We start from the raw sequence: 20,759 nt of genomic DNA on the forward strand, positions 1-20,759 counted from the left end.
GAAGAGACCGTGAAACGAGCGATCCCCATTCTGGTCCTGAGCGTCGCGGGCCTGATCCCGGTCTGGCGCTACGAACCGTCGGTCGGCGGGACGTCCACGACCGAGGTCACCGCGCCCGCCCCGTCCGCGTCCGCCGCCCCGGGCAGCTCCTCGAAGGTCGTCGCGGGCACGACGGTGAACACCGAGAAGGGCCCCGTCCAGGTCGAGGTCACCTTCGACGGCGAGAAGATCACCGCCGTGAAGATGCTCCAGCAGCCGAACCATCCGCAGACCACGGCGGCGGTGCCGAAGCTGATCGCGGAGACCTTGGAGGCGCAGAGCGCGGACATCGACACGGTGTCCGGTGCGACGATCACCACCGAGGGCTACAAGAAGTCCCTCCAGGCCGCGATCGACGAGAACGGGACGGCTGCCTCCGCCTCGCCCTCGCCCGCCTCCGCGAATCAGGTCGTCGCGGGTCCGACGGTCGACACGGAGAAGGGCCCGGTCCAGGTCGAGGTGACCTTCGCGGGCGACAGGATCGGCTCGGTGCGCATGCTCCAGCAGCCGAACCACCCGCAGACGACCGCCGCCGTGCCGAAGCTGATCGCGCAGACGCTTCAGGCGCAGAGCGCGGACACCGACACGGTGTCCGGCGCGACGATCACCAGCGACGGCTACCGGGAGTCGCTCCAGGCCGCCCTCGACGGCAAGGGCGCCTGACCGTGCGGCGCGTCGAGCACGTCATGGGCTTCCCGGTGTCCCTGCGGGTCGACGACGGGGGCATCCCCGAGCCGGCCGTGGACGCGGTCTTCGCGTGGCTGCGCGAGGTCGACGCCCGGTTCAGCCCCTTCAAGCCCGACAGCGAGGTGTCCCGGCTGGACCGGGGCGAGCTGTCGGAGATCGGCGCGGATCTGCGGGAGGTCCTCGACCTCTGCGAGCACTACCGGATCGCCACCGGCGGCGCCTTCGACGTACGGCTGCCCGGCCGCGGCCTCGACCCCTGCGCGGTGGTCAAGGGCTGGTCGGTGGAGCGGGCGGCCGAGCTGCTGACGGCGGCCGGCGCGACGCGCTTCTGCCTCAACGCCGGCGGTGACGTGGTCGCCGCCGGCGGCCCCTGGCGGGTGGGGGTACGGCACCCCGAACACGCCGACAAGCTGTGCACCGTCCTCGACCTCAGCGACGGCGCGGTCGCGACCTCCGCGCGCTACGAGCGCGGCGACCACATCATCGACGGCCGCACCGGGCGCCCGGCGACCGGCCTGCTCAGCCTGACCGTCGTCGCCCCGACCCTGACGGAGGCGGACTCGGTCGCCACGGCGGCGTTCGCGATGGGCGCGGAGGGCGTCGACTGGGCCGCGGGACTCGAGGGTTGTGAGGTGTTCGCGGTGGACGGCGAGCGCCGGGTCCTGCGGACGCCCGGGTTTCCGGTGGCGGGGGAGCGGTCGGCGGCGGCGTGACGGGCCGAAGCGGTGGGCGGGCCACGACCGGCGGCCCGCCCCGGGTGCGGTGGCGCAGCGCCCGCCACGATCCCGCAACACAAGCCGTCTAGACTCTCCCGGGCAACGGCCCCCGCGACCAGCTCCTGTCTGAATGCGGGCAACTTCAGCCAGACCCGAAGGGTATTCGGCGCTTTGATACGGATAGATTCAGTCACCAAGCGGTACCCGGACGGCACGGTGGCGGTCGACCGGCTCTCGTTGGAGATACCCGACCGCTCGATCACCGTCCTCGTCGGGCCGTCGGGCTGCGGGAAGACGACCACCCTGCGCATGATCAACCGGATGGTCGAGCCCACCGAGGGCACCATCCTCCTCGACGACCAGGACATCACGCGGCAGCCGGTCAACACGCTGCGCCGGTCCATGGGGTACGTCATCCAGAACGCCGGACTCTTCCAGCACCGCACGATCATCGACAACATCGCCACCGTGCCCCGCATGCTCGGCTGGGGCAAGGACAAGGCACGGGCCCGCGCCCGGGAGCTGATGGAGCGGGTCGGCCTCGACGCCGCGCTCGCCAAGCGGTACCCGTACCAGCTGTCCGGCGGACAGCAGCAGCGTGTCGGTGTCGCGCGGGCACTCGCCGCCGATCCCCCGGTGCTGCTGATGGACGAGCCGTTCTCGGCCGTCGACCCCGTGGTGCGCAAGGGCCTTCAGGACGAACTCCTCCGCATTCAGGAGGAGTTGGGCAAGACCATCGTCTTCGTCACGCACGACATCGACGAGGCCGTCAAGATCGGCACGATGGTCGCCGTGATGCGCACCGGCGGCAAGCTCGCCCAGTTCGCGCCGCCCGCCGAACTGCTGTCCCACCCCGCGGACGCCTTCGTCGAGGACTTCCTCGGCGCCGACCGCGGCATCCGGCGGCTGTCCTTCTTCCCCTCCGCCGGCCTGGAGCTGCTGACCGCGCCGATCGTCGCGATCGACTCCACCGCCGAGCAGATCGCCGCCCGCGACACGGCCGACGCCCCCTACCTCCTCGTCACGGACCTGGACGGCAAGCCGCTCGGCTGGAGCGAGCCGGACGGGCTGACCGCCGGGGACGTCCGGCGGGAGGAACTCCTGCCGTACGGGCGGCCGTTCGCGGCCGGGACGGACTCGCTGCGGGCCGCCCTCGACTGCGCGGTGCTCTCGCCCACCGGCTGGGCCGTCGCCGTGGACGCCGACGGCCGGGCGACCGGGGTCGTCTCCCAGCAGACCATCGGAGAGGCGATCCGCGGCGCCCACGCGGAGGGGCGTACGGCGGACGGCCGTACGCAGGACAAGGTCGCGAAGGCCGCCCGATGAGTGGCTTCTTCGACATCCCCAGCGACCTCCAGCACAGCTGGCTCGGCCTGATCGGCCTGCACCTGCGGGAGGCCCTGCTGCCGGTGCTGGCCGGGCTGGTCCTCGCCCTGCCGCTCGCCCAACTGTGCGTGCGCTTCCGCTGGTTGTACCCGCCGGTGCTGTGGGTGACGACCGTGCTGTACGCCATCCCCTCGCTGGCCTTCTTCGTCGTCCTCATCGACTACACCGGCCAGACCGAGCTCACCGTGATGATCCCGCTCGCCGTCTACAGCCTGGTGGTATTGGTCCCGGCGATCGTCGACGGCGTGCGGTCGGTGCCCCAGGAGACGCTGGCCGCAGCCACCGCCATGGGCTTCGGGCCCCTGCGCCGTTACGTGCAGGTGCAGTTGCCGATCGCGGTGCCCGCCATCATCGCGGGGCTGCGCATCGCGGTCGTCTCCAGCATCAGCCTCGTCAGCGTCGGCACACTGATCGGCAACCAGGGCGCGCTGGGCAACCTGCTCGCCGACGCGATGTTCTACCACCGGCCCGAACTGGCGGTGAACTCCGTCGTGACCACGGCCGTCCTGGCCATCCTCATCGACGCCCTGCTGGTGGGTGTGCGCATCCTGCTGACGCCCTGGATGCCGCGCGGCGGGACCACCAAACCCAAGGCCGACCGGCCCGACCCGGCCGCCCTCGCCCTGGAGGACGCAGCCCGGTGAACGTCCTGAACTTCATCAACGCCTTCTTCAGCGACAGCGCCCACTGGAAGGGCTACGACGGCATCCCCACCCGCCTGGGGGAGCACGTCTGGTACTCCGTCCTGGCGCTCGCCATCGCCGCCGGCATCGGCCTGCCCGTGGGCCTGTGGACCGGGCACACCGGCCGCGGCGGCAACGCGCTCGCGCTCATCGCCACCGCCGCCCGCGCCCTGCCCAGCTTCGGCCTGCTGGTGCTGATGTTCGTCGTGCTCGGACTCGGCCTGCTGCCCGTGATGATCCCGCTGGTCGTCCTCGCCATCCCGCCGATCCTGGTCACCACCTACGAGGCGATGCGCTCCGTCGACCCGTCCCCGGTGGACGCCGCCCGCGGCATGGGCATGCAGGAGAGCCGCATCCTGCTCCAGGTGGAGCTCCCGGTGGCGCTCCCGCTGATCCTCAGCGGCCTGCGCTCGGCGGCCATCCAGATCGTCTCCACGGCCACCATCGCCGCGTACGTCTCCCTCGGCGGCCTCGGCCGGTACATCGTCGACGGCCTCTACCAGCGCAACTACGAGAAGGTCGTCGGCGGCGCCACCCTGGTCGCCGTGATGGCGCTGGTGACGCTGGGACTGTTCTGGGCGGTGAACCGGATCGCGGTGTCGCCGGGGGTGCGGAGGAGCAACTGACGGCCGGGGGCCGGGGATTGGCCCCGGCCCCCTCCTCGTACCTCAGCTCTCGGTGCGCGCCAGCGCCTGTTCCAGTACGACGAGCAGGGCGTCGCGGACCGAGCCGCGCTCGCGGGCGTCGAACACCACGACCGGGACGCGGTCGTTGATGTCGAGGGCCCAGCGGACCTGGTCCAGGGTGTGCTCGACCTGGCCGTCGAAGGCGTTGACGGCCACCGCGAACGGGATCCGCTGGTGCTCGAAGTAGTCGACGGCCGCATAGCAGTCGTCGAGGCGGCGGGTGTCGACGATGACGAGCCCGCCGACCGCGCCCTCGACGATGTCGTCCCACATGAAGCCGAACCGCTCCTGCCCGGGCGTGCCGAACAGGTACAGCTTCAGGGTGGGGTCGATGGTGATGCAGCCGAAGTCCATCGCGACCGTGGTCGTGGTCTTGCGCGGGGTGTGGCTGAGGTCGTCCACGCCCGCAGCCACTTCGGTGATGGCGGCCTCGGTGGTCAGCGGCTCGATCTCGGAGATCGAGCCGACGGCGGTGGTCTTGCCCACGCCGAAGCCGCCCGCGATCACCATCTTGACCGGCAGCGGTGGCCGTACGGCCGCGGCCTGCGCGGCCCCGGCGAGGGTGGCCGGTTCAGTCGGTGTCACGGAGTACCCCTCGGGAGTCGGGGATGGCCCGGAGGCCATCGATAACCCTTCGCAGGACGGATGCGTCATGGGTGGCGTCGGAGTCGGGCACGTGCACCGTCAACTGCCCCGCCGTGCGCAGGTCCTCGGCGAGGATCCGGACCACGTTGAGGTGCAGCCGCAGCCGGGCCGCGATCTCCGCGATGGACTGCGGCCGCCGGCAGGCGGCGACGATGTCGTGTTGCTCGAAGGAGAGCCGGTCGAGCGCGTCGAGCCCGTCGACGGTGGCCACCACCTGGGTCTCGACGGGCATCGTCCGGCCGGATGTGCTGGGTGCCACCCGGCCGGCGGTGACCAGGAACGGCCGTACGGCGGCGACGGGGCCGACCGGGTCCTGGCCCGGGGGCGTGCCGCCGTCCTCGCCTGCACCTCTCGAAGCGCGGCCGTCCGCCATGGCTGTGTGTCTTCCTCCTCGGCCGGGCGGCGCCCGGTCAGCGCTTCGACGCGGCGCCGACGCTGTTCTTCAGTTCGAGTACGAGCTGGGGGCTGAGCGCGGCACCGGCGCGGTTGGCGAACAGTGTCATCTCGTAGGCGATGTTGCCGAGCTTGGCCTCCTTGTCGGTGACGACGCCGAGGACGGCGCCGCTGCCGATCGCGGCGACCAGGACGTGGCCGCCCTCCAGGTCGATGATGACCTTGTTCAGACCGCCGAGTCCGTAGTTGCCGGAAGCACCGGCGGCCAGGCTGGTGATGCCGGAGACGATCGCGGCGAGGCGCTCGGAGTCGGCGTGCTCGCGCAGCTCGGACACGGCGATGAGCAGCCCGTCCGACGACACGGCGATGGCGTCGACGACGCCCGCCGTCTCGGTCGCGAAACGATTCAACAGCCACGTGAAGTCGGCTGCGGCGGCCTGCAGTTCGGCCGGCGTGGTGCCTCCCGTCGGAGTGTCACCTGTCGACGTGCTCACTGCTCCACTCCTTCCGGGGAGTTGTGCTGGTCGTGCGGGTGGCTACGCCGTCGTAGCCGTTGCTGTGGACGCTGTCGTCGCCGTCTTCGCTGTCGCGGTGGGCGCGTTCCACGGCCGCCTCGAACTCGTCGAGCGCGGCCCGGACGGCGTCCGCGTCGGCGGGCTGGGGCGCGGCCCGGCGTGCGGCCTGCTGGTCGGGGTCGGCACCGAAGGTCGTACGGAGGGTGGCCCCGCGGACACGGCGGCGCAGGGGGCGGGAGCCGGCGGGGTCGCCTGGGGGTGGGGTGCCGTCCGGGCCGGACGCGGGCGAGGCGGCCGAACTGCCGGTCGGGGGCGTGTCGCGCCGGGGGCGTCTACGGGGGAGCGGCCCGGGGTCGGCATCGGCCGAAACGGTGCCGACCGAGGTCGCGGCCATGCCCTCGCTCGCCGTCGGCGTGGCACCATTGTCCCTCGCTTCGGCGGTCGGTGTGCCGCCCCCTTCGGACGCCGCACCAAGTGTTGCCGTCCCTGACTTCGACGTGGAACCGCCGGAGAGCAGCGTCCCCGGACCCGAAGCCGTTACCGGCCTCGATCCCCTCGCCGAACCGCCGGAGGCAACCCCCGCCGAACCGCCGGAGGCAACCGCCACCGGGCTCATCGTCAGCAGCAACGACGACGGGATGGACACCTCGGCCGTGACACCACCTCCCGGCGTACGGGACAGGGTCACGGTCACCTCCCAGCGGCGCGCCAGCGTGCCCACCACGAACAGGCCCAGCACCCTCGTCGGGACCACGTCCAGGCGTTCGCGGCGGATCAGCCGGGCGTTCTCCTCGGCGAGTCGCTCGGCGCTCATGCCCAGGCCGTGGTCGGTGACCACGACCAGCGCGCCCTCGGCGTCGTCCTTGACCGTCACCTCGACGGGGCTGCCCGCCGGCGAGAACGACACCGCGTTCTCCACCAGTTCGGCCACCATCAGCGTGAGGTCGCCGATGATGTCGGGCTCCACCATGACCTCGGTCGCGGCACGCAGATGCACCCGCTGGAAGCCTTCGATCTGGCCGAGCGCCGCCCGTACGACGTTGGTGAGCGCCAGCGGGCCGGAGTCGAGGACCGTTTCGCGGATGCCGGCGAGCAGCATCAGGCTGTCCGCGTTGCGGCGCAGGCGGACCGCGATGTGGTCGATGCTGTACAACCGCTCCAGCAGCGCCGGGTCGGTCTCGCCCCGTTCCACCGCGTCGATCAGGGCCAGTTGCCGCGTGGTCAGGTTGCTGACCCTGCGGCCCACGTTGCCGAACATCTCGGCGACGTTGCGGCGGCTGAGCACCTGGCGTTCCAGCAGCGCGGACGCCGTGCTCTGCACGTGGTTGAAGGCCTCCGCGAGATCGCCGATCTCGTCCTTCGCGGTGACCGGCACCTCGCGCAGCCGGGGCGGTCCGTCGTCCTCGGCGTCGTCGTCCGCCACCCGCGCCAGCTCGCGGCCGGCGACGTCGGCGACCTGCCGGGCCGCGCCGGTGAGCGCCTGCACGGGCCGGACCACCGAGCGCCGTACCAGCTCCGCGAAGGCGATCCAGACGACGAAGCCGAACAGCGCCAGGGCCAGCAGCAGGATCGCGCGCCAGCCGGCTTCGCTGGAGGCGTGGTCGGCCCGGTCGGCGATCTGGTCGATGAGTGACGCGGTGATCTCCAGCCGGGTCTGGGACTGCTCGCGGTAGGCGGGGTAGGAGGCGAGGGCCTCGTTGAAGGTCTCGCGGATCCGCTCGGGCGTACCGGCCTGGAGATTGCTGGGGTCGATCTGCAGCTCGGCGTAGTGGCGGCCGATGGTCCCTTGGGCGGAGTTGTGCTCGATGCCGCCGAGCTCATTGGCCTGCGCCTCGGTGGCGAACCGCGCGAAGCGGTCGGCCTGGTGGTCGTACTCGTTCTCGGCGCCGACCGCGCCGATGAACTCGATGAGGGCGTTGCTGTCGCCGGTGCGCGCGGAGAAGACGGCCGTCTCGAAGGCGCTGTGGGCGGCGTCGGCGCGCAGCAGGGAGTCCAGCAGGCTGCCGGTGAACGTACCGGCGAGGTCCTCGTTGTGGTCCAGACCGAGGCCGTCGATGAGCCCCTGGGAGGCGTTGGTGTAGGCCGGGTCGATGTTGTCGGCGGGCAGATAGCCCTGTGCGACGGTGTCGCGCAGGCTGCTGAGGCCGTTGATCTCCCTCAGGGCCTGCGCCTCGGTGTCCGGGAGCCGGTCGCCGAAGGTCTCGCGCACCTTCTCGACCTGGGAGTCCACCGCGGCCTGCGCCTTGCGGTACTCGGCGGTGGAGGGGCGGGTGCCGGGGCCGGCGGCCTCATGGCGCACGGACAGCAGGATGGCCTGCTGGTGCTCGGTCTCCACCCGGTCCACGAGCTCCGCGACGTGCGCGCTGTCCCGGACGAGCTGGGCCGCCGCGTCGGCGTCCCGGGCCTGGCCCACCTGGTCGGCGATGAGGTAGGCGAGCAGGGCGGCGACCACGGCGAGCGGCACACCGACCAGGACGTTGAGCTTGCGGCGGAACGGCCGGCGGTCGGCGAACCCCCGTATGCCACCGTGGAGCGGTGACGGCGACGGCGACGGTGCCGGTGTCGACTCGGCGGGTGCGCCCACCTCATTCGTGGACACCAGGCCTCCTTCGTGGGGGTCTCACGGCGCGCGAGCAACTCGAGGAACTCACGTGACCATTTCTGATCGGTACGGTCGGTGCTGGGTCAGAGCACCGAGGCAAGTGTGAAACGACACCGAGTGTGATGTCACTGGTGCAAGACAACACCGCTGCGGCCCCCGCACGCCACTGTGACCGGCGCCAACTTCGGCGAGACTACAGTCTCTTCGGACACTCGATCGCGCCACCCTCAGTCAAGAATCCGTTACAACCCGACGAGGTTCGGTGGGTTCGGTGGCGGCCCGTTCATATTTCCGTCACAAGCGGCCACGTATTGAAGCCAATCGGTGACCAGGCTGCTCTTGACTGACCGAGAACCCGCTGGATTGGATCAGCTTAAGTGCTTTCGTAGAGCCTTCGTAGAGCCTTCGCAGCGCATTCGCGCGGGCCTCATGAACCCCCAGATGAACCCCCCAGAGTCCGGAACGGGAATCGTGACTTCTACCGCCCCACACAGCAGGTCCTTCAGGAGACATCCCGGCGTGGCCGTCGTCGCGCTCGCCGCCGCAACGGCCCTGCTGGCGGGATGTGGCTCCTCCGACAACGACACGTCCGACCCGCTCGCGAACGACAAGGCGGACAGTGGCACCGTCGTCGTCGGCTCCAACAACTTCGCCGAGAGCATCCTGCTCGCCGACATCTACGGCGAGGCCCTGAAGGCCAAGGGCGTCAAGGTCACCTACAAGCCCAACATCGGCAGCCGCGAGACCACCTACGGCCTGCTGAAGAACGGCTCCATCACGGTCCTGCCCGAGTACAACGGCTCGCTGCTCGCCTACCTGGACCCCAAGGCGGAGCAGAAGTCCGTCGAGGCCGTGAACGCGGCCGCGAAGGCCAAGCTCGACTCGAAGCTGACGCTGCTGGAGTCGGCGCCCGCCGAGGACAAGGACTCCGTCAGCATCAACGCGGAGACCGCGAAGAAGTACAACCTGACCTCGCAGTCCACGCTCGCGGACCTCAAGGACATCGCCCCGGAGCTGGTCATCGGCGGTTCGCCGGAGTTCCAGACCCGGCAGCAGGGCCTGTTGGGCCTGGAGTCCGCGTACGGCCTGAAGTTCAAGTCCTTCAAGGCGCTCGACGCGGGCGGCCCGCTGACCCAGGCGGCGCTGACGAAGAACACCGTGCAGGCCGCGGACATCTTCACCACGGACCCGACCATCACCAAGGAGAAGTTCGTCGTCCTCCAGGACCCGAAGAACCTCTTCGGCTTCGCGAACGTGACCCCGCTGGTGTACAAGTCCGGTCTCTCCCAGGAGGGTGTGGCCGCGCTGAACGAGGTGTCGGCCAAGCTGGACACCAAGGCGCTGCTGGACATGGACTCCCAGGTGCAGCTGGAGAACAAGGACCCGCTGGACGTCGCCAAGACCTGGCTGAAGTCGGTCGGCCTGAGCTGACGTCCGCGCCTTGGGCATGACAGCGGACAAAACCGCTGCCGGTCCTGGCGGAGTCGTGGCCGCTACGGCGACTCCGCCAGGACGGGAGCGCTCGGCTCAGTAGCCGACGTGGAACGTGGCGTCCTGCCGCTCCGTGCTCGTCGACACGGGGTCGATCCGCAAAGCGAAGTTCGCGTGCCGGATGTAGCGGGTCGGGTTGTTGTACGAGCGGAAGGACGACCAGGAGCTGTCGGCCAGCCCCGCCACCCGGTGGAAGGTGGCGTCCGCGGCGAACGTCGACGTGCCGTCGTTCGCGTCCAGCCGCAGCTCGTAGTTGTAGTGCCGCAGGTACCGCGTCGGGAAGTTGACCGACTGGAAGGACACGCCCGAGGAGTCCGCGAGGCCCGGCACGAGCTTCCACTGGGAGTCGGGGTACGGGTCGAAGGGGTACTCGTCGATCCGGCCCGCGTAGGCGCTGTGCCGGACGTAACGGGCCGGGTGGTTGTAGGACTTGAGCCGGTTCCAGGCGGCCTCGAGCATGGTCGTGGACTCGGTGAAGTAGGCCATGACGTACGCCGAGTCGGCGGCGTGGGCGGTTCCCGCGCCGAGGGTCAGGGCGCCGGTCCCGGCGAGCGGGAGGGTCGCGGCCAGGCCGAGGACGTGTCTGCGGGAGGGGTGGGGCATCGGCTCTCCAGGGGGGGTGCGGGCCTTCTGGTCGATCCTGTCGATATACCGAACAGAGTTCGGTGAATCGACCAGAAGGTAGGAGAGCCCCGAGTACGCGTCAATCACGGTGTCAGCCTTGGCGGATTCCCGCCACTTCGCCGCGGGCAGGGGGCTTCTGATGGATCTCCGCGGCGTCGCGACGCCCGGCACGCACTCTCGCCGCACCGGACGAAAGCCCTAGTAGCTCCTCCCCCACGCTCGGCTCCGCTCGCGCGGGGGGACCCCCATCGAGGACTTCCGCCCGGCACGCCGAGAGCACGCACCGAACGCCGCTCCTTCTTCCACGGAGATCCATCAGAAGCCCCCTAGTTCCGCCCGCACCCGCGCCGCCGCCCCGATCGTCACCGCGTCCTCGCCGAGCAGCGCGGGCAGGACCCGCACCGGGTGCCCGCTGACCGGCGGTTCGGCGGACAGGGTGCGCTCGATCGACGGCTCGACGAGCGCCCAGGAGCGGCCGACGCCCCCGCCGATCACGAAGGTCGTGACGTCCAGCAGGCCCGCCGTGACGAGGATCGCCCGGGCCACGGCGGCGCCCGCCGCCTCGTACACGGCGATCGCGTCCGGGTCGCTCGCCCCCGCCGCCTCGGCCACCTCCCGGGCGCTGAGGGACAGCCCGGTCCGCTCCCCGTACCGCGCCGCGATCGCCCGCCCGGACGCCTCGGTCTCCAGGTGGCCGCGCCCGCCGCAGGTGCACGGCCGGTCGCCGAAGCCGGGGACGTGCCCGATCTCGCCCGCCGCGCCGTGCGGCCCGTCGTACAGCACGCCGTCCAGCCACAGTGCCCCGCCCACCCCGGTGCCCAGGGTCATGCCGAGCACGTGCGGCTCGCCCGCGACCGCACCGGCCGCCGCCTCGCCGCACAGGAACGCGTTGACGTCGTTGTCCAGGAACGCCGGCACCCCCAGCGCCTCCTCGACGGCCGCCGTCACCGCGAATCCGGCCCACCCCCGGAAGGAGTCGCTCGCCACCAGGACCCGTCCGGCCCGCGCGTCCACCACACCCGCCGCGCCGATCCCGACGCCGAGCAGCCGCGCGGACGTACGGCCGAGCAGCAGCCGTACGGCGTCCAGCGCGGCGCCGACCATCGCGGCCCCGCCCTCGGCCGCCGGTGTGGGCACCTCGACGCGGTCGACGACCGTCAGGTCCTCCTCGCACAGCGCCACTTGGGTCGTCGTCCCGCCGATGTCGACACCGGCGACCAGGTGCGTCACGCGGTGGCCTCCGTCTCCAGGGACTCCCTGCGGCGGCGCTGTACCACCGGATCCGGCACCGGCACCGCCGCGATGAGCCGGCGCGTGTACTCGGTCTCCGGACGCAGCAGGGTGGACATCGTCGGCCCCTGCTCCTCGATCCGCCCCGCCCGCAGGACGACGACCCGCTGGGCGAACTCCTGCACCACGGCCAGATCGTGCGACACGAACAGACAGGCGAACCCCAGCTCGCGCTGCAACTCGGCGATCACCTCCAGGACCGTCCGCTGCACGCTCACGTCCAGCGCGCTCGTCGGCTCGTCCGCGACCAGCAGCCGCGGCCGCAGCACCAGCGCCCGGGCGAGACTCACCCGCTGCCGCTGACCACCCGACAGCTCACGCGGCCCACGCCCCGCCAACTCCCGGGAGAACCGCACGAGTTCCAGCGCCTGAGCGACCCGCTCCCGCCGCTCGGCCGCCGGCATGCCCCGCCGGTGCGTCCGCAGCGGTTCGGCCACGCACTCCGCCACACTCATCCGCGCGTCGAGCGAGGCCACCGGATCCTGGAGCACCACGCCCACGCCGGAGAGCAGCCTCCGGCGCGCCCGGCCCCGAGCCCGCCCGAGGTCCGCGCCGAAGAGCGACACCGAGCCGGCGGCGGGCGGGACGAGCCCGAGCGCGACGCGGGCGGCCGTCGACTTGCCCGACCCCGACTCGCCGACGAGGCCGACCGTCTCGCCGGGGCGGACATCGAGCGACACGCCTTCAAGGGCCCGTACGGTACGGCGGCCACGGCCGAAGCGCACGGACACATCCCGGAGTCGGACCACCGGAACAGCCCCCTCGTCGGCGCCGCCGACCGGGGGAGGAGGCGCCTCGCCGCTGACCGTCAGCCGGGGCACCGCCGCCAGCAGCCGCCGCGTGTACTCGTGCCTCGGCCGCAGCAGCACCTCCTCCACCGACCCCGTCTCCACCACCTCGCCCCGCAGCATCACGGCCACCCGGTCGGCGAAGTCGGCGACCACGCCCATGTTGTGCGTGACCAGCAGTACGCCCGTGCCCGTGTCGGCCGCCAGCCCTCGTAGCAGATCGAGGACGTCGGCCTGCACGGTGACGTCGAGTGCGGTCGTCGGTTCGTCCGCGATCAGCAGCCCCGGCGAGTTCGCGATCGCCATGGCGATGACGACCCGCTGCCGCTGCCCGCCCGACAGCTGGAACGGGAACGCGGACACCCGCAGCTCCGGCTCCGGAATGCCGACCCGACGCAGGAGTTCCACCGCCTCACGGGCGGCCTCCGCGCGCGAGACGGGCCGGTGGTTGCGTACGACTTCCGCTATCTGCCGGCCCACTCGGGTCAGCGGATCCAGTGCGGTCGCCGGCTCCTGGAACACCATCGACGCGGTACGGCCGCGCAGCCGCGCCAGTTCCGCCTCACCGGCCCCGACGATCTCCGTGCCGTCGACGGTCACCCGCCCCGACGCCCGCGCGTTCCCGGGCAGCAGCCCCATCGCGGCGAGCGCCACGGTCGACTTGCCGGAGCCGGACTCGCCGACCAGTGCGAGGGTCTCGCCGGGCCGGACGTGCAGGGACACGTCCCGCACGGCGGGCACCTCGCCCGTGTCCGTCGAGAAGGTCACCCCGAGGTCCTCGATCCGAAGGATGTTCATCCCCGTCCCCTCACGTCGAAGGCGTCGCGCAGCCCGTCGCCGATCGCGTTGAACGCGCACACGACGAGGATGATCGCGAGGCCCGGCGGAACGATCAGCCACCAGCGCCCGGAGTACGCGGCCGTCAGACCGGCCGACAGCATGCCGCCCCAGTCGGTCGACGGCGGCTGGACGCCCAGGCCCAGATACGACACGTAGGCGACGAGCAGAATGGCGTCGGCGACCTGGAAGGTGGCCGCGACCACGATCGTCGACACCGAGTTCGGCAGGATGTGCCGGGCGATCGCCCGGCCGTGCGTGCCGCCGGTGGCGCGCAGCGTCAGCACGTAGTCGCGGTTCTTGAGCGTGAGCGTCTCCGCCCGCACGAGCCGGGACGGCACCAGCCAGGACACCAGGCCGAGGATGACGATCAGGCCGAGCGTGTCCGGCGTCGTGATCGCGGAGACGACCAGCAGGATGAACAGCGCGGGGATCGCGATCCCGGCGTCCACCACCCGCATCATCACCGCGTCCACCCAGCCGCCGGCGTAGCCCGCGACCGCGCCCCACAGCGTGCCGATGACGGTGGCGAGGAGCCCGGCGGCCAGCCCGACGAGCAGCGAGACCCGGCCGCCGTACATCAGCCGCCCGAGCTCGTCGTGTCCGACGGCGTCGGTGCCCAGCCAATGGGCGCCGCCGGGCGGAAGGTTGACCTGGGTGAGGTCCGTGTGCGTCTGGTCGGTGGAGTACAGCAGCGGGCCGACGAAACAGAACAGCAGAAACAGCACGACCACCGTGAGTCCCGCCACCGCGAGCCTGTTGCGGGCGAACCGGCGCAGCGACAGCCGGTAGCCCGCGACCGGTTCCGCGACCACGGTCGTGTGGAGTACGGCAGTCATACCCGGCCCGCCTTCACTCGGGGATCGACGATCCGCTGCACGACATCCGCGAGCAACGTGCCCACGACCGTCGCGACGGAGATGACGAGAACGCAGCCGAGCAGCACCGGATAGTCCGAGGACTGCGCGGCGCTCCAGAACAGCAGCCCCATGCCCGGGTAGTTGAACAGCTGCTCGACCACGAGCGCGCCGCCGAACAGCACGGGCACGTAGTAGCCGAGCATCGCGACGACCGGGGTGAGGGAGTTGCGGAACACGTGCCTGAAGAGGATCGCCCGCTGCCGCGCACCACCGGCCCGCGCGGTGCGGACGTAGTCCTCGGAGAGGTTCTCCAGGGTCGCGGCCCGCATGTACCGGCTGAACACGGCCACCATGGAGGCGGCCCCTGTGACCACCGGCAGCACGAGGGCGGCCGGGTCCGTGAACACCTGGGCCAGTGTGTCCCCTTGGGGCGCCTGCGAGGGGAACCAGCGCAGGGTCTGGGTGAAGAGCAGCACCAGGATCAGCCCCAGGAAGTACACCGGCGTCGAGTACGCGACGAAGCTCAGCGTGGTGATGACGTAGTCGGCCGGCTTGTTGCGCCGCACCGCCTGCCACATGCCGAGCGGGATCGCCAGCAGCAGCCCGAGAAGCGCGGACAGCACGGTCAGCACCAGGGTTTTCGGCAGGCGCTGCTCGATCAGCCGGGAGACGGCCTCGTTCAGCGTGTACGACGTGCCGAGGTCGCCGTGGACCAACGTGTCGAGGTAGTAGACGTACTGGACGGGCAGCGGCCGGTCCAGGCCCTGTTCGTGGTTGAACGCGGCGATCTGCTCGGCCGTCGCCTGCGGGCCGAGGATCCCGCGTGCGGGACCCCCGGGCAGCGCGTGCAGCAGGCAGAAGACCACGATCGTGACGATGAGGATCACGGCCAGGGACTGGAGGAGCCGTCGGGCGAGGTAGAGGAGGGTGTCCATGCGAGGGCCTCAGCTGGTCCACTTCCACTGCGCCGGATGGAAGTTGGCGAGGGAGTCCTGGGAGAAGCCGCCGAGGCCGTTCCTGACGACGGAGACCTGGTAGACGGGCTCCGGCAGCCAGATCACCGGCAGGTCCTTGGCGAGGGCCGCGCTGTAGCCCTGGATCGCCTGGTTCGAACTCGACGTCGTGGACGCGGAGATGAGCTTGTCCACCTCCGGGTTGGAGTAGTTGCCGAAGTTCGAGCCGCCCTGGGACTGGAACAGCGAGTCGCCGGTCGGGAAGGCGGAGAAGTACCAGCTGCCCGCCGTACCGAAGAAGGACAGCTGCCACTTGCAGATCGACTGGTCGGAGGTGCACTGCGGGGTCTGCGACAGCACCGAGTTCACGGGCGCGGTCTTGATGGAGAACTTGATGCCGGTCTTCGCGAGCGAGGACTGGATCGCGCTCATCATGTTGTCCGTCACCGTCGACCCGGACTGCGACAGCACCCCCATCTCGAACTTTGCTCCCTCGGCGACCCCTTCACCGCACTGGGAGGCGCCGCTGCCCGGGCCGGTGCAGGTCATGACGCCGCCCTGCTCGGTCCAGCCGTGGTCGGTCAGCAGCTTGCGGGCGGCCGACGTGGAGAACGGATACGGGTTGTTCTTCTGCGCGGGCGAGACGAAGTCCGAGGCCTGCCCCTGCGGGATCGGCCCGTAGCCGGGCACCGCCGTCCCGTTGAAGACGACCTTCGCCAGACTGCCCTGGTCGATCGAGTGCTGCACGGCCTGGCGGGCGTACAGCTGCTTGAACACCGCGCCCATCGCCGGGTTGTTGAAGTTGTACGGCATGTAGGTGATCGCCCAGCCCGACCACGGCTTCACCTCGTAGCCCTGCGCGGTGAAGCTGTCCTTCTGGTCGAGGTCGGTCGCCTCGATGTAGCCGTAGTCGACGCTGCCGGAGCGCAGCGCGTTCTTCTCGGCGTCCGCCGTGGTGAAGGGCAGCAGGTTCACCGTGGGGATGCCCGGCTTCTCGCCGCCGTCGTACTTCTTGTTGGCGGTGAGCACGACCTTGCCGGCGGTCGAGAAGGACTTGACCGCGTAAGGGCCGCTGATGGTCTTCCAGAGGGGGTCGGTGGCATAGCGGGAGATGTTCTTCGCGGCCGAATTGAGGTTCTTCCAGACCTGCTGGGGGCTGCCGCCCTTGTCCCAGGCGTGCTGGGGCAGCGGCGTGACCTCGTTCAGCTCGTTGGCCAGCATCCACTGGGAGTTGTAGCTTTTGTCGAACGTGATCGTGAAGTGGCGGTCGTCGACGGTCTTGAAGGACGTCCAGTTGTCCGGCGCCTGACCGGGGTTGTAGCCCGCCCACTCCTTCTTGTTCGCCTTGATGAGGTCGAACCAGAACTGCACGTCGCGCGAGGTGATGGGCTTGCCGTCGCTCCAATGCCGGTCGCCGAGCGTGATGGTGACGCTCTTTCCGTCGGCGGCGAAGTCGGCGGCGGTGGCGATGGACGCCTTCTTGTTCCAGGCGATCCGGCCGGTGGAGCCGTCGTACGCGACGAGCCGCTCCCACAGACTGTCCGCGATCGAGCGGTTGTTGGTATTCAGATGGGCCGCCGTGCCGATCGGCAGGATCCAGTTCGGCGTGAAGTTCGCGGGCAGCGCGTAGTCGATCGAGTCCTGCGACCCGGACGACGTGCCGCTCGACCCGGAGCAGCCCGCGAGCAGCAGCGTGCCCGCGCTGAGGGCGGCACCGGCGAGACGTCTGGTGCGGGCAGGGGACATGGCTCTCCTCGGGAACAGAAGCAAGGGGTGGAGGCAGGGGGTGGAGCCAGTGAACGCCCCGACTGTTCGAAGAAACAGGCGCACAGCTGTAAAAAGTCTGTTTCTGCTGATCTGGAAATAGCCAGGAAAGAGCTCAACTGGCCTACGCTCGCTGTCCCGGCCGCCGATGACGGAAGTAACTTCGTCCATGCCTGAAAAAAGTGCCTCGCTCACCCGGCGCGTCCTCGAACTCCTCGCCTCCGGGCAGGCGTCGACGCGCACGGAGCTCGCAGCCCTGCTCGGCGCCGCGCCGTCGACGGTCTCGTTCGCGGTGAGCAAGCTGCTGGACTACGGGCTGGTCGCCGAGGAGGGCACGCTGTCCTCCACCGGCGGACGCCCGCGCAAGGTGCTGCGGCTCGGCGGCAGCGACGGATACGCCGTGGCGGCCGAACTCGGCGGCAGACACGCCCACGTGGGAGTCGTCCACCCCGGCGGCGGCCTCACCGACGTCTCCAGCGTGCCCTTCGCCACGGCCGACGGTCCCGAGGCAGCGCTGCCCGGCCTGGCCGAGACCCTCGAAGGCCTCGCCGACGGTCACGGGCGGGAGTTGCTGCGGGGCGTCGGCCTGTGCCTGCCGGGGCCGGTCGACGTCGAATCGGGCCTCGTGACGCTGCCCGCGCGCATGCCCGGCTGGAACAGGTTCCCCGTACGGGACTGGCTTCAGGACCGCTTCGGAGTTCCGGTGGCCATCGAGAACGACGCCAACTGCATGGCCGTCGGCGAGCACAGCGTCCGGCCCGCCGAGCAGCGCCAGGCCATCATGGTCAAGGCCGGGTCCGGGATCGGCGCGGGCGTCATCGCCGACGGGCGGCTGTACCGGGGCGGCACCGGCGCCGCCGGCGAGATCACCCACGTCCGCGTCGAGGCCGCCCACGACACGCCCTGCTCCTGCGGCAACACCGGCTGCCTGGAGACCGTCGCCTCCGGCGCCGCCCTCGTCCGCATCCTGCGCGAGCGCGGCCTCGACGTGACGTCCACCGAGGACGTCGTACGGCTCGCCATCGACGCCGACCCCGAGGCGACCCGCGCGGTCCGCCAGGCCGGCCGCTACCTCGGCCAGGTACTCGCCGCGAACGTCAACTTCTTCAACCCCGACGCCGTGTACCTCGGCGGCATCCTCTCCACGCTGGAGCCGTTCGTCGCGGCCGTCCGCAGCCAGTTGTACGAGGGCTGCCACCCGCTCGTCACCCAGCAACTGGTCATCGAGCGGGCCGGCCTCGGCGCCGACGCCGGTCTGGTCGGCGCGGGCCAGTTCGCGTTGCAGCGGGCGCTGGCGCGGGCGCTGCACGCGGTGACCGGCACCCACCACCCCTGACTTCCGGAGCAGCCATGTCGCCCTCCCGTCCCGTGATCGCCGTCGCCGGACTCGGCATCGAGTCGTCGACCTTCTCCCCGGCCCGCACCGAGGCCGCCGCCTTCCACCCCCAGCGCGGCGCGGACGTCCTGACGCGCTATCCCTTCCTCGCCCCGGGACAGCCCTTGCGCGAAGCCGCCGACTGGCGCGGCGCCCTCGTCGGCAAGGCGCTGCCCGGCGGCACGGTCACGGCCGCCGCGTACGCCGAACTGACCGCCGAGCTCCTCGACCGGCTACGGCGGTCGGGGCCCCTCGACGGCCTCTGGTACGACATCCACGGCGCGATGACCGTCGAGGGGCTGGACGACGCCGAGGCCGAACTCCTGCACCGCATCCGCGAGGTGGTCGGCCCGGACGTCGTCGTCTCGACCTCCATGGACCTGCACGGCAACGTCTCCCGCGACCTCGTCCACCGCACCGACCTGATCACCTGCTACCGCATGGCCCCGCACGAGGACGCCATGGACACCAAGGAACGCGCCGCCCGCAACCTCGTGGACCTGCTGACGAGCGGCGCTCCCCGCCCGGTCAAGGCCTGGATCCCGGTGCCCGTGCTGCTGGCCGGCGAGCAGACCTCCACCCGTATCGAACCCGCGAAGAGCGTGTACGCGGCCGTCGACGAGGTGGAGGCGGCGAACGGGGTGACGGACGCGGCGATCTGGGTCGGCTACGCCTGGGCGGACGAACCGCGCAACCGGGCGGCGGTCGTCGTCACGGGCCCCTCTTCGGCGGCCGTCACCGCCGGTGCCGAGCGCCTGGCCCGCGGCTTCTGGGACGCCCGGCACGACTTCGCGTTCGTCGCGCCGACGGGCACGCTGGACGAGTGCCTCGACGCGGCGCTCGCCTCCGCGGCCAGGCCGTACTTCATCAGCGACACCGGCGACAACCCGACCGCCGGCGGAGCCGGAGACGTCACCTGGGGACTCGAACAGGTCCTCACCCGACCGGAGTTCAAGGACCCGTCCGGCCCTACGGTCGTCTACGCCTCGCTTCCGGGCCCGGCCGCCGTCGACACGGCCGTGCGGGCAGGCCGCGGCGCGACCGTCACCGTCACCGCGGGCGCGGAGGTCGACGACCGGCACGCGGGCCCGCTCACCCTGACCGGCACGGTCCACGCGATCCGGCACGGCGACCGGGATGCGGAGGTCGAGGTGGTGCTGCGGGTGGGGAGCGTGCACGTGATCCTCACCCGGCTGCGCAAGCCGTACCACCACGAACACGACTTCACCGACCTGGAGTTGAGCCCCCGCACGGCCGACGTCGTGATCGTCAAGATCGGCTATCTGGAGCCCGAGCTGTTCGCCATGGCCGCCGACTGGAAGATGGCGCTCACCCCGGGCGGCGTCGACCAGGAACTGACCCGCCTCGGCCACCACCGCGTCCGCCGGCCCCTGTTCCCGTTCGACCCGGAGATGCCCGAGCCGGACCTCACGGCCCGGATCGTGCCGCCTTCGAACGATCCGCTCACCGTGCTTGACGCATAGACAGGTCCTACTCCTGGATCGCCGCGGCGATCAACTGGTCGATCAACGCGATGAGTACGTCACGGCACGACCCGCGCTCCCGCGCGTCGCACAACAGCACCGGGACGTGCTCCGGCAGCGCCAGGGACTCCCGGATCTCCTCGGGCGGATACGGATGCTTCCCGAAGAAGCCGTTGACACCGACCACGAACGGGATGCCCCGCCGCTCGAAGAAGTCCACGGCGGCGAAGCTCGCCTGAGGTCTGCGGACGTCGATGAGGACGACGGCGCCCAGCGCGCCGACGGCCAGGTCGTTCCACATGAACCAGAACCGCTGCTGGCCGGGCGTACCGAACAGGTACAGCACCAACTGCTCGCTGATCGTGATCCGGCCGAAGTCCAGGGCCACGGTCGTGGCCCGCTTGTCCTCGATGCCGGCGAGGTCGTCGACGTCCAGACCGGCGACGGTCAGCGGTTCCTCGGTGCGCAGCGGGACGATCTCGCTCACCGACCCGACCATCGTGGTCTTGCCGACGCCGAAGCCCCCGGCGATCAGGATCTTGACGGTGTCGGGCGCCTCGGGCTTCTCCCGGGTGGCGGAGTCACAGCCGGCCAAGGCCGTCCCTCACTTTCTGCAGAAGTTCCAGGTCCGGGGTGGTGCGAGTGACCGGATGCGGCGGGTGGGCGGTGATCAGACCGGCCTCCAGCAGATCGCAGAGCATGATCACGACCACGCTCACCGGCAGGTCGAGCAGGGCGGCGAGCTCCGCCACGGCAACCGGCCGGGCACACCGGCGCAGGATCCGTGCCTGCTCGGGCTGCGGCCTGGGGGCCCGCTCCGGCGGCGGATCCACCGCGGTCACCGTCGTGATGAGGGTGAAGTCGGCGCGGCTGGGGCGAGTGCGTCCGCCGGTCAGGGCGAAGGGCCGTACCAGACGGCCCGCCGCGTCGCTTCCGCTCAC

General features: G+C 71.1%; 19 protein-coding genes and 1 pseudogene. 8 read left to right on the forward strand and 12 right to left on the reverse strand.

Annotated features, from left to right (window positions below; genetic code table 11):
- The first annotated feature begins 9 nt into the window (after positions 1–9).
- The 5 genes from Q4V64_RS40220 to Q4V64_RS40240 all read left to right on the forward strand — a co-directional run bounded on the left by Q4V64_RS40220 (position 10) and on the right by Q4V64_RS40240 (position 4,137).
- Positions 10–702 (forward strand): FMN-binding protein, encoded by a 693-nt coding sequence (locus Q4V64_RS40220; protein WP_124438479.1) that lies wholly within the window; start codon positions 10–12, stop codon positions 700–702.
- A gap of 2 nt (positions 703–704) precedes the next feature.
- Positions 705–1,439, forward strand: a complete 735-nt coding sequence (locus Q4V64_RS40225; RefSeq protein ID WP_124438478.1) for an FAD:protein FMN transferase — start codon at positions 705–707, stop codon at positions 1,437–1,439.
- A 174-nt stretch (positions 1,440–1,613) separates the two neighbouring features.
- Positions 1,614–2,768, forward strand: coding sequence for an ABC transporter ATP-binding protein (locus Q4V64_RS40230; RefSeq protein WP_124438477.1), 1,155 nt, complete (start codon positions 1,614–1,616; stop codon positions 2,766–2,768).
- Positions 2,765–3,472 carry an ABC transporter permease subunit gene (locus Q4V64_RS40235; RefSeq protein WP_124438476.1) on the forward strand — a complete coding sequence of 236 codons (708 nt, stop codon included), beginning with the start codon at positions 2,765–2,767 and terminating at the stop codon, positions 3,470–3,472. The genes Q4V64_RS40230 and Q4V64_RS40235 overlap by 4 nt, the downstream gene beginning before the upstream one ends.
- Positions 3,469–4,137: an ABC transporter permease gene (locus Q4V64_RS40240; protein WP_124438475.1), complete on the forward strand. Its 669-nt coding sequence runs from the start codon at positions 3,469–3,471 to the stop codon at positions 4,135–4,137. Before Q4V64_RS40235 ends, Q4V64_RS40240 begins: the two co-directional genes overlap by 4 nt.
- A gap of 42 nt (positions 4,138–4,179) precedes the next feature.
- On the opposite strand, the gene Q4V64_RS40245 is transcribed toward Q4V64_RS40240, so the two are convergent.
- From Q4V64_RS40245 to Q4V64_RS40260, 4 genes are read right to left on the reverse strand one after another with little or no spacing between them, the layout of a single operon-like run.
- Complete coding sequence (locus Q4V64_RS40245) at positions 4,180–4,782, reverse strand: ATP/GTP-binding protein (protein ID WP_124438474.1); 603 nt, start codon at positions 4,780–4,782, stop codon at positions 4,180–4,182.
- Positions 4,769–5,215 (reverse strand): DUF742 domain-containing protein, encoded by a 447-nt coding sequence (locus Q4V64_RS40250; RefSeq protein ID WP_124438473.1) that lies wholly within the window; start codon positions 5,213–5,215, stop codon positions 4,769–4,771. The genes Q4V64_RS40245 and Q4V64_RS40250 overlap by 14 nt, the downstream gene beginning before the upstream one ends.
- Positions 5,216–5,252: 37 nt before the next feature.
- Positions 5,253–5,729 carry a roadblock/LC7 domain-containing protein gene (locus Q4V64_RS40255; RefSeq protein WP_124438472.1) on the reverse strand — a complete coding sequence of 159 codons (477 nt, stop codon included), beginning with the start codon at positions 5,727–5,729 and terminating at the stop codon, positions 5,253–5,255.
- Complete coding sequence (locus Q4V64_RS40260) at positions 5,710–8,349, reverse strand: ATP-binding protein (RefSeq protein WP_124438471.1); 2,640 nt, start codon at positions 8,347–8,349, stop codon at positions 5,710–5,712. Before Q4V64_RS40260 ends, Q4V64_RS40255 begins: the two co-directional genes overlap by 20 nt.
- Before the next feature lie 474 nt (positions 8,350–8,823).
- Between Q4V64_RS40260 and Q4V64_RS40265 the strand changes: the two genes are divergently transcribed.
- A complete protein-coding gene (locus Q4V64_RS40265; protein ID WP_124438470.1) occupies positions 8,824–9,783 on the forward strand; it encodes an ABC transporter substrate-binding protein in 960 nt (319 codons plus the stop codon).
- A gap of 96 nt (positions 9,784–9,879) precedes the next feature.
- On the opposite strand, the pseudogene Q4V64_RS40270 reads toward Q4V64_RS40265, so the two are convergent.
- The 6 genes and pseudogenes from Q4V64_RS40270 to Q4V64_RS40295 form a co-directional block, all read right to left on the reverse strand.
- A pseudogene (locus Q4V64_RS40270) lies at positions 9,880–10,290 on the reverse strand (AbfB domain-containing protein); the annotation flags it as partial.
- Positions 10,291–10,782: 492 nt separating this feature from the next.
- A complete protein-coding gene (locus tag Q4V64_RS40275; protein ID WP_124438528.1) occupies positions 10,783–11,688 on the reverse strand; it encodes an ROK family protein in 906 nt (301 codons plus the stop codon).
- Positions 11,689–11,693: 5 nt separating this feature from the next.
- A complete protein-coding gene (locus Q4V64_RS40280; RefSeq protein WP_124438469.1) occupies positions 11,694–13,343 on the reverse strand; it encodes an ABC transporter ATP-binding protein in 1,650 nt (549 codons plus the stop codon).
- Positions 13,340–14,221: an ABC transporter permease gene (locus Q4V64_RS40285; protein WP_124438468.1), complete on the reverse strand. Its 882-nt coding sequence runs from the start codon at positions 14,219–14,221 to the stop codon at positions 13,340–13,342. Before Q4V64_RS40285 ends, Q4V64_RS40280 begins: the two co-directional genes overlap by 4 nt.
- Positions 14,218–15,177 (reverse strand): ABC transporter permease, encoded by a 960-nt coding sequence (locus tag Q4V64_RS40290; RefSeq protein ID WP_124438467.1) that lies wholly within the window; start codon positions 15,175–15,177, stop codon positions 14,218–14,220. Before Q4V64_RS40290 ends, Q4V64_RS40285 begins: the two co-directional genes overlap by 4 nt.
- Positions 15,178–15,186: 9 nt before the next feature.
- A complete protein-coding gene (locus tag Q4V64_RS40295) occupies positions 15,187–16,941 on the reverse strand; it encodes a peptide ABC transporter substrate-binding protein (protein WP_124438466.1) in 1,755 nt (584 codons plus the stop codon).
- Positions 16,942–17,107: 166 nt separating this feature from the next.
- Between Q4V64_RS40295 and Q4V64_RS40300 the strand changes: the two genes are divergently transcribed.
- Complete coding sequence (locus Q4V64_RS40300) at positions 17,108–18,295, forward strand: ROK family transcriptional regulator (protein WP_124438465.1); 1,188 nt, start codon at positions 17,108–17,110, stop codon at positions 18,293–18,295.
- 14 nt (positions 18,296–18,309) lie between these two features.
- A complete protein-coding gene (locus Q4V64_RS40305; RefSeq protein WP_124438464.1) occupies positions 18,310–19,818 on the forward strand; it encodes a M81 family metallopeptidase in 1,509 nt (502 codons plus the stop codon).
- Between the two features lie 7 nt (positions 19,819–19,825).
- On the opposite strand, the gene Q4V64_RS40310 is transcribed toward Q4V64_RS40305, so the two are convergent.
- On the reverse strand, positions 19,826–20,413 hold the full coding sequence (locus Q4V64_RS40310; protein ID WP_124438463.1) for an ATP/GTP-binding protein: 588 nt from the start codon (positions 20,411–20,413) through the stop codon (positions 19,826–19,828).
- Positions 20,400–20,759: a DUF742 domain-containing protein gene (locus tag Q4V64_RS40315; protein WP_124438462.1), complete on the reverse strand. Its 360-nt coding sequence runs from the start codon at positions 20,757–20,759 to the stop codon at positions 20,400–20,402. The genes Q4V64_RS40310 and Q4V64_RS40315 overlap by 14 nt, the downstream gene beginning before the upstream one ends.

This window comes from Streptomyces sp. NL15-2K (assembly GCF_030551255.1).
Lineage (GTDB): Bacteria > Actinomycetota > Actinomycetes > Streptomycetales > Streptomycetaceae > Streptomyces.

Coding starts and splice junctions, on each gene's coding strand:
- Q4V64_RS40235 (WP_124438476.1), top strand. CDS start 2,765: ATGAGTGGCTTCTTCGACATCCCCAGCGACCTCCAGCACAGCTGGCTC.
- Q4V64_RS40250 (WP_124438473.1), bottom strand. CDS start 5,215: ATGGCGGACGGCCGCGCTTCGAGAGGTGCAGGCGAGGACGGCGGCACG.
- Q4V64_RS40280 (WP_124438469.1), bottom strand. CDS start 13,343: ATGAACATCCTTCGGATCGAGGACCTCGGGGTGACCTTCTCGACGGAC.
- Q4V64_RS40285 (WP_124438468.1), bottom strand. CDS start 14,221: ATGACTGCCGTACTCCACACGACCGTGGTCGCGGAACCGGTCGCGGGC.
- Q4V64_RS40290 (WP_124438467.1), bottom strand. CDS start 15,177: ATGGACACCCTCCTCTACCTCGCCCGACGGCTCCTCCAGTCCCTGGCC.
- Q4V64_RS40295 (WP_124438466.1), bottom strand. CDS start 16,941: ATGTCCCCTGCCCGCACCAGACGTCTCGCCGGTGCCGCCCTCAGCGCG.
- Q4V64_RS40300 (WP_124438465.1), top strand. CDS start 17,108: ATGACGGAAGTAACTTCGTCCATGCCTGAAAAAAGTGCCTCGCTCACC.
- Q4V64_RS40305 (WP_124438464.1), top strand. CDS start 18,310: ATGTCGCCCTCCCGTCCCGTGATCGCCGTCGCCGGACTCGGCATCGAG.